This is a genomic window from Mycobacterium gordonae, from assembly GCF_001417955.2.
In the GTDB taxonomy this organism is placed as follows: domain Bacteria; phylum Actinomycetota; class Actinomycetes; order Mycobacteriales; family Mycobacteriaceae; genus Mycobacterium; species Mycobacterium gordonae_B.
This window is the reverse complement of the sequence record NZ_LKTM01000066.1, coordinates 1-7650: the sequence shown is the minus strand read 5'-3', so window position 1 is coordinate 7650 and position 7650 is coordinate 1. Positions and strand designations below refer to the sequence as shown.

Below are 7650 nucleotides of genomic sequence, written 5' to 3'. Positions count from 1 at the left end.
CAACCCACCCGACCATCCAGAGGAGGACGCTCAGTAAATACCGCGCAACGGTGCCTCATTCAGGTTGACAGGTTCCGACGACAGCGTCATGATCGTCGGCGAACGCCAGCTGGTCGGTCGAGCACTCGGTTCATCGTTGCATCTCAGAGGCGTGTTGCCCTGCCAGTGCGATGCGTCCACAATTATCTGCATCGACATGGAGGTGCGCGCAATGCACTGGGCTACCGTAACTAAGTCGCGGACTTGCGTGGCGACGGTCGCGCGAGCGGCCTTATCGTTGACAGTAATTACGGCCGTCCCACTGACTGTGGGGTGGGTCCCGGCGGCGCACGCCGATTCAGTCGAATACTGGACGTCGTTGGTATGACAGCCAGGAACCTATTCTGACCACTTCGGTTCTAACCGGAATCTGTCAACCAGAATGAGGCACCGTTGTGTGGTATTTACTGAGTGCCCTCCTGTGGTTGGTCGGGTTGGTTGATCCATGAGATGTCGGGGATCTTGGGCGGTTCGGGGGGTTTGCGCACGAACCGTTCGGGGTGTGCGGCGTAGGCGCCAGCCAGGATGGTGGCGCGCTTGTCGCGGATTGCCTCGGCCAGGCCGTAGTGGATGTCAGCGGGGGTATGCAGGCCCAGCCCGGTATGACGATGTTCATCGTTGTACCAACCGAAGAAGCGCTGGCAGTGTAATCGAGCTTCCTCGATCGAGCCGAACCGCGCGGGAAAGTCGGGCCGGTACTTCAATGTTTTGAATTGGGCCTCGCTGAACGGGTTGTCGTCGGAGACGTGTGGTCGGCTATGCGACTGGGTGATGCCGAGGTCGGCGAGCAGGAGGGCCACCGGCTTGGAGGTCATCGAGCTGCCGCGGTCAGCGTGGATCGTCAACTGGTCGTGCCCAATTGCCTGCTTGGCGCAGGTTTGACCGATCAGCACCTCGGCTAGAGCGGCTGATTCGCGGCTGGCGACCATCCACCCAACGACGTAGCGCGAGAAGATGTCCAAGATCACGTACAGGTAGTAGTAGGTCCACTTCGCGGGGCCGCGTAGCTTGGTGATGTCCCATGACCACACGGAATTCGACTGGTAAGCAACCAGTTCGGGCTTCACGGTGGCCGGGTGGGTGGCTTGGCGACGGCGTTCTCTGCTCTCTCCGGCCCGGCGCAGCAGCCGGTAGAACGTAGAGATCGAACCGAGGTAGACGCCTTCATCAAGCAGCGTGGCCCACACCTCAGCCGGGGCGTGGTCGACGAACCGGTCGCTGTGCAGCGTGTCGAGAATGGTCTGTTGCTCGGCTTGGCTGAGCGCCCGCGGCTGGACTCGGTCTCGTTGCGGGATAGGCGTTTTCGGCACCTGCGGCGGGCTTTGCCGGTGTCGCCGATAGTAGCCGGCCTGTGCGCTACCGGCCGCGTCGCAGGCGGCCCGCACACCCAGATGCGGTGTCAGCTCGGTGACGGCATGATCGGTCACCGTGTCGACCTCGGATCGATATCCGCGCTCTCGGAGAGCGTCTCCAAGAGCGCGTGCAGTTTTGCCTGCACATCCACCACGAAGCGGGTCTTGGCCAGCTCCTGCTCCAGTCGCTGCTTCTCGGCTTCTAGGGCAGCGATCCGCTCGGCCTGCGGGTCGCGCCTCTTGCGTCCGCGAGGGGCAGCCAGGGCCGCCAACGCGCCGGCGTCACGGGCTCGTCGCCACTCCACGATGTTGGCTGGAATACAACCCCTCGCGGCGCAGAACCGCGCCTTTCTCACCATCGGGCGCCGCGTCGTATGCGGCGAGCACCTCCAGCTTGTACTTCGCGGTGAACGTCCGGCGCCGAGCACGTTCGGGAACCTCAGGATCGGGACGTTGCGTTTCCTCGTCGGCCACCCGACCAGGATGTTCCATCCCGGTCGCTCGAACCAACGTCGTCACCTTGCTTGTCATCTCGGGGAGTCTCTCCATCCCCGCCCTCGGGTCACTAATTGTCAGGGGGCGAGCGCCTCAACCCAGGTTGGCAGAGAGGGAACTCGTTCACGCCGAACGCGACCGCGGTTGGTACCTGTTTCGCACGGACGAATGGGGCTAACGTCTTTGCTGCTACGTTCGCAACACAGTCTGCGGCAATGAATGACGTGGGCAATTTGTGGCGCACTTTTGGAGGCGGCGGCACCTTCACATCTGCTCGAACGTCTAACGGCGTCCGGTTGTGTTCTACGCTCCCGGGGATTCAGGGTATGCGCTGAGCCCCCTCCGGAACGACGGCCTGGTGCCTCTCCCCTATCCGGCTGGCCCTGGTGCAATACCAGTACCCATGCGCTGAGTTAACGCAGAACGTTGCGCGCCACAACTCACGGTGCTCCGCATAAGCCCCCGCAACGGCACGGCTCTGCCGGGCGCTCGAGCAGTAATCTGGGGTGCCTCGCCGAACAGGTTTGACGACCCGTCTCGTTCGCCGCGGACGCCGATCACTTAGCCGCCGAAAATGTAGACGACCGCGTCGTTGCCGCCGCGGCACTCAATCCACATGGCGGCGTAAGGGCCGTCCATTCGGCATTGCATGACGAACTTGGTGCCATCGCACTGGGCGTTCGTGCAGTTCGCTTTCGGGCTTTGAACGCTGATTTGCGTCGGGTATTGCCAATCACTGACCGTCGCTAGGTAAGTCTGCCCTACCGCGATGGCAAACCCGCAGGAAGTGTAATGGGGCCCACGGGGAGTGGCGGGCGCCACCAGGTAGGACCTGCCGTTGGCGTAAAGGCTATGCCCACCGCTGCAGGCATAGTCTCCGCTGCCGTCGGCGCCGTGCAGTACGTCTGGCGGAGTGCCCAAGGGAAGCGAGGGACGGGTCGACGGAGTCGATAGGGCAAAGGACGTGGACCCGCCGTAATCTCCGTATCTCGTGGTGGGATATGCATATGAACTCGAGGGCGCTTGCGACCCCGAGTCGGGCCCGCGTTGGCTGCCGATCGCCAGCAGGGCGACGACGAGTATCGCAAGGCCGCCGACGACGGCCAGAATCGAACCCTTAGCCGCAGGCGACATCTGTCCGCTTGTGGTGGGCCTTCCCGCGGTGTTCCGCTGTTGTGGCACTCGGCGTGGCGAAGGTTGGGGTGGGGGCGGGGTTTGGGCGACAGGAGGCGGTTTCGGAGGCGCGGCGGTCTTCTTTCGGTGCTGCGCTTCTTCGATGGCGTGTCCGAGAATGTAGGTCCACGACTCGGGTAGCGGTCGCTTGTGTGTAGGGCGTTCCAGGGTGTCGGTGATGAGGCCACGAAGCACTTTGGGCGCTGCGGCTGGAATGTGTTGAGGCGTCCTGACATCCTGGTCGCCGACAAGCAGTCGCAGCGCGAGTAGGCCGAGTTTGTAGGTGTCGGAGTAGACGGTGGCCGGTTCCTCCCCCGAAGGAATTTCCCAGCCCGGTGTTTCGACTTGTGGTAGGGCCGATACCCCGTTAATCCGCATGGCGTCACAATCGATGAAGTAGATCTTCGCTCGCGGCGCTAGACAGAACAGCAGGTTTTTGGGTGAGATGTCACCGACGCACACGCCGTTACTGTGCAAAAAGGTGAGCCCGGAGGCTACTTCGCGCAGCAGTGTGTAGCGTTGCACGTCATCGATGTCGATGCCTCGTGCCTGCAGGATCGATTCGGCGTTCAGTAAGTGCTGGAATTCGGCGAGGTTTCTCGATACCCCTTTGAGGGTCGTCAGCGGGATGAAGAATTCGTCTGGAATTTCGGGCATAACGAAACCCGTTTGGGCCCCGTTCTCTTCGACGAGCTCGCAGGGCCAGGCCGCGAGTGAGATGAGTCGTTCGCCATCGTCAGACGTCAGAGATTTCTCCACGAGTTCCGGCATTGCAGCCAGGGCACTGAAATCGATCTCGTTGCGAGCCTTGGCCTTGTACTGCTTGTAGACCATGGATGACGTGAATTTGGTCTTGAGGTTCGGCGCTCGGTACACCACCCCCTGGCCACCTTGACCGATCTTGGTCAGTTCGCCCAGTTCGCTGACTTGCTTAACCGCACGCGCCATCGACCCTCCTGTCAGCACCTGGTCGTTGCGGTGACGGTACCGCTGGTGGGGGTCGCTTTGACCACACCGCTACTAAAGTCCTATCGTCGTCAAACATTTCGCGGCTGAAGTCGACGGCGTGGGCGAACTCGATGAGCGAGGGCGGAGATGAGGTGCTCAGCACGGCTCGCAACAGGTTCCCCACTCCGCCTTGCCCGGTACCAAGGGGGTCCCCGATGCCGTCGGTGCCGATGAGTAACACATCGCGGTCGGTGAATTCGACAACTACCGGCGTCAGTTCAGCAGGCAGACGAGGCAATCCGGCCACCGATGAGGTGGTAATGGCGCTGTCTTGCAGGGGTTTTCCACCTAGGAGGTGACGGAATGCTCCCCGCGAAAGTAGCCATGCGCTTGAGTCGCCGACGCCAACAACATAGGCACGCGACCGCCCCGGGTCTAGTGGCTCGATGATCCCGCATACCAAAGTGGTGGCCATTTCTTGCTCAGCGCGCAGAGGGTCAGGTTCGGCGAGCTGCAGAAGGCTTTGTGCCTGCTCGGTGAGTTCCCAGGCGACGTTCTTGAACAGTGTCAGCCAATCGGTCTGTGCGGGATCGTCATTGAGATGTTCCTGTAGCCACCGCGCAGCCTGCTTGATGGCTGCGCTTGCGCCGATGTGTGATTGGCGCGCCCCCGAAATTCCATCTGCGACAAGGATGACGACTCGACCGCCTGATGCGTGGTGGATGGCGAAGTCGTCTTGACGTGGTGCACCGTTGTAGCGGTGTAGGTGTCCTCGTTGGGAGACACCGCGAACGGTGATCGAATCGGTTGACCACCCGTCAATGACCACATCCGGGCGGAACGGGAAGGAACGGTATTGCGCACCAATTGGTTCCGGCTCTGTGCAGGGAGACGGTGGTCCTACCGTGATTTGTGGTATCGCGAGGGGTCCGATGACTTCCGCTACGGTTGCTGCTTCGGATCTCTTGGCGATCGTGAACTGTTGGACCAACGGCGAGTCGACCGGCGTGCTCTGAGTAAGGTCGAGCGGCTGAGTCGGATCGTCGGAGAGTGAGTCGTTCGTTAGCGAATCCTGGTGCGCGGGCTCAACGCGGTGCCGGCCCCGTCGAAAGCGTGCCATGAGCCCTAGACGACGTCGACGGCCAGGGTGAAGCCTTCTGGGCGGTCAAACTGCAGCTCTGCGTTGCCAGCAGCGAACGCCTGTCCCGAGCTGATGACTGATTGCGTCAAGGATGTGAGGAACTCTGACAGTGCGGCACCGGTGTCCACTCCACGCGCCGATTTGAAGGCGTAATGCTGTTTGGTGGCGAGTTGGGCGACGGTGTCTGCATCGGCGTCGCCGATTCCAAAAGCAATGATGTTCGGCGCCGCGGGTTGTGCTAGCAAGCGTTCCCGGGCTGCGCGCCAGTTATCGCGCGAGTTCGGTTGGCCGTCGGTCAGGAAGAACACCGCGGGCCGATGGACGGTGTATCCGCTGGCCTTCAGGTGGGGAATGTCTACGGATATACGGTACTCGAGCTCTTGGAATGCAGCTGCGTAGGAGGTCAGCCCGTTGGCACCCAGAGACGGCAACCATGTCGTCTCTCGCAGGTCTGCAGCTTCCAGGTGGGTGAAGGCTGTATCGGAGAACCCGATCACCGAGAAGCGCACCCGAGCGGCAGCAAACGGTTGTCTTTGTAGCGCGTCTTGGAGTGTGACGAGTCCCTCGTTCAGTTCGCCGATGTTGTTGCCCATCGATCCCGATTCGTCGGCAACGAAGTAGACGAGCAGGATCGACCCTTTTGGCTCCACTTTCCAACCCCCGTGATGACACGTTGAACGCTTAGCCTGCGGAGGCATTCTCGTGAGTCGCCGGATCCGCTAACCTCGGGTCAGGCTAACACTGAGCCGCGGCTGTGGGGTAGGAATTGGTTTACCCATCCGCCTCGAATGGAGGTCTCTCGTTCACGGCACCGCCCCGGTTGCTGCCTCCGATGGACCTAGCGGCAGCAAACGCCACATACGGCACGGGGGCCCCGTGCGCGTGCAGCGAAGTCGTTGCTCAGCAGGTGTTACCAGCGGGTCGGATGCGCGCTATTCTCCGTTCATCGGGGTGCGGGCCAGGTAGGGAGGGATCTGCGATGACGACGCCGCACTCACCGGGGTGGTACGACGACCCAGATGGCTCAGGCGCTGAACGGTTCTTCGACGGCAATGGTTGGACTCCGCAGCGTCGGCGAAAGTCTTCCTCGCCCACCGGGCGTGGTCCCTCGCCTGACGCGACCGGGCCTCACTCGCCCGGACCGACAGATTCCCAGTCTTCCAGCTATGCCGACAATGACACCTCATTCGGGCAGCCCGCGAGCGGCTACCCTGCCCCCTACCCCGCTGCCTCGGCTGGAAGTGCCGGTTTCCCAGACCAGTACTCAACCGGGTATCCGTACACGGCGTCCCCCGTGGACCCGTACGGTTTCAGCTCGCCAACGAGCGTCCCTTACCCTGCCTACGGACCTTACGATCCATCCGGGGCCGGTGGCGCTCCTTCTGGCCCGTCGCATTTCTATGGATCCGCCGGCACTCCCGCTGCGCCGGTCTCCTCCGGGGCCTTCGCGGCACCACACCAGCCAGGTCGACCGCCGCGGCTTTGGGCCGGGATCGCGCAGGGCGCTGACCGAGTGGTGGGACTGGTCACCGCGGCGTGCGGCGCCGCCTTGGTCATTGCTTCGTTCCTGCCGTGGGGCCGGGTAAGTGCGGCCGGCAGATTCGATGACGGTCTGTACGGTTCGAGAACCTTAGCGTTTCCCGGCCTTGGAAAACCGAGCATGACAGTCAGAATTTCTGGCGACGGAACGTCGATGAGTGGCAAAATCGAGACCCCCGAACTAAATGCGCTACAAAATACTAATCCCGGCTGGATTGCGCTCCTAATGGGCATCATCGCGATTCTCGCGGGGATCGCCTACCTGTGGGTGAGGCAACGCATGCTGATAGCTGTTGCGGTGGCGGTTCTCGGCGGAGTCACAGGGTTGATTTGCACCAGCCACATCGTTGATGTGGCGGGGACCTTCGGCGATCCGCCCGGCCTAGCGCACAACGATTTTTCGCCAGGAGTGGGCTTGATCGGCGCTTGTGTGTTGTCGTTGGTTTTGACAGGGGCTGCAATCTTCGCCGCGTTTATCCAGGGGCGGGCACAGGCGAGCAATCCAAGTTTTGGCCCGCCGGGCCCTAGCTATTGACGTCCCGGCGCCCAATTCAGGTGCTGCACTCCCCGGTGGGCAACTGTGCACGGTGAGCGAATAGCCAACTGGCGACGTCGCTGAGTTCCTCGGTACCTTGGGCCAGGGATCCCGACGCAGGCTCAACAGCCATCGAGACGGCAGTCATCCCCCCGGGTGTGGGTATCACGCCTATCTGTCTGACGAGGTATTCGCCTGTTGGTTTCGGCCCCCAACCACCTTTGAAGCGGGCTCCTGAAATGTTGCCGAGGCCCCAGCTCTGATCCGGAGTAATGCGCCCCATCAACGCGAAGATCGCGCCGTTCCGGGTATCACACACTGCAGAAGATATGAACCGAGTTTGCGCGGTCAGACCTGAGTTAGGTCATTTTTAGTACCCTGTTGGCGATTCCCAGCTGGGTCAGGATTTCGGCTTGGGCTTCTGGGAT

General features: G+C 61.9%; 4 protein-coding genes and 2 pseudogenes. 2 read left to right on the top strand and 4 right to left on the bottom strand.

Going from position 1 to position 7650, the window contains the following annotated elements:
- Positions 1 to 443: 443 nt before the first annotated feature.
- From AO501_RS08455 to AO501_RS08435, 4 genes and pseudogenes are all read right to left on the bottom strand, one after another.
- Positions 444 to 1883 (bottom strand): annotated as a pseudogene (locus AO501_RS08455) (IS3 family transposase).
- 564 nt (positions 1884 to 2447) lie between these two features.
- Positions 2448 to 4007 (bottom strand): protein kinase family protein, encoded by a 1560-nt coding sequence (locus AO501_RS08440; protein ID WP_055577297.1) that lies wholly within the window; start codon positions 4005 to 4007, stop codon positions 2448 to 2450.
- The gene (locus AO501_RS35230) at positions 3991 to 5127 is read right to left on the bottom strand and encodes a PP2C family protein-serine/threonine phosphatase (protein WP_082658480.1); all 1137 of its coding nucleotides are present in this window, start codon (positions 5125 to 5127) and stop codon (positions 3991 to 3993) included. The genes AO501_RS08440 and AO501_RS35230 overlap by 17 nt, the downstream gene beginning before the upstream one ends.
- A gap of 5 nt (positions 5128 to 5132) precedes the next feature.
- Positions 5133 to 5798, bottom strand: a complete 666-nt coding sequence (locus AO501_RS08435) for a vWA domain-containing protein (RefSeq protein ID WP_197419795.1) — start codon at positions 5796 to 5798, stop codon at positions 5133 to 5135.
- 182 nt (positions 5799 to 5980) lie between these two features.
- On the opposite strand from AO501_RS08435, the pseudogene AO501_RS40665 reads away from it, so the two are divergent.
- Positions 5981 to 6229 (top strand): annotated as a pseudogene (locus tag AO501_RS40665) (DUF2510 domain-containing protein); the annotation flags it as partial.
- 432 nt (positions 6230 to 6661) lie between these two features.
- Positions 6662 to 7222 (top strand): hypothetical protein, encoded by a 561-nt coding sequence (locus tag AO501_RS38960; protein ID WP_231752403.1) that lies wholly within the window; start codon positions 6662 to 6664, stop codon positions 7220 to 7222.
- Positions 7223 to 7650: the final 428 nt, after the last annotated feature.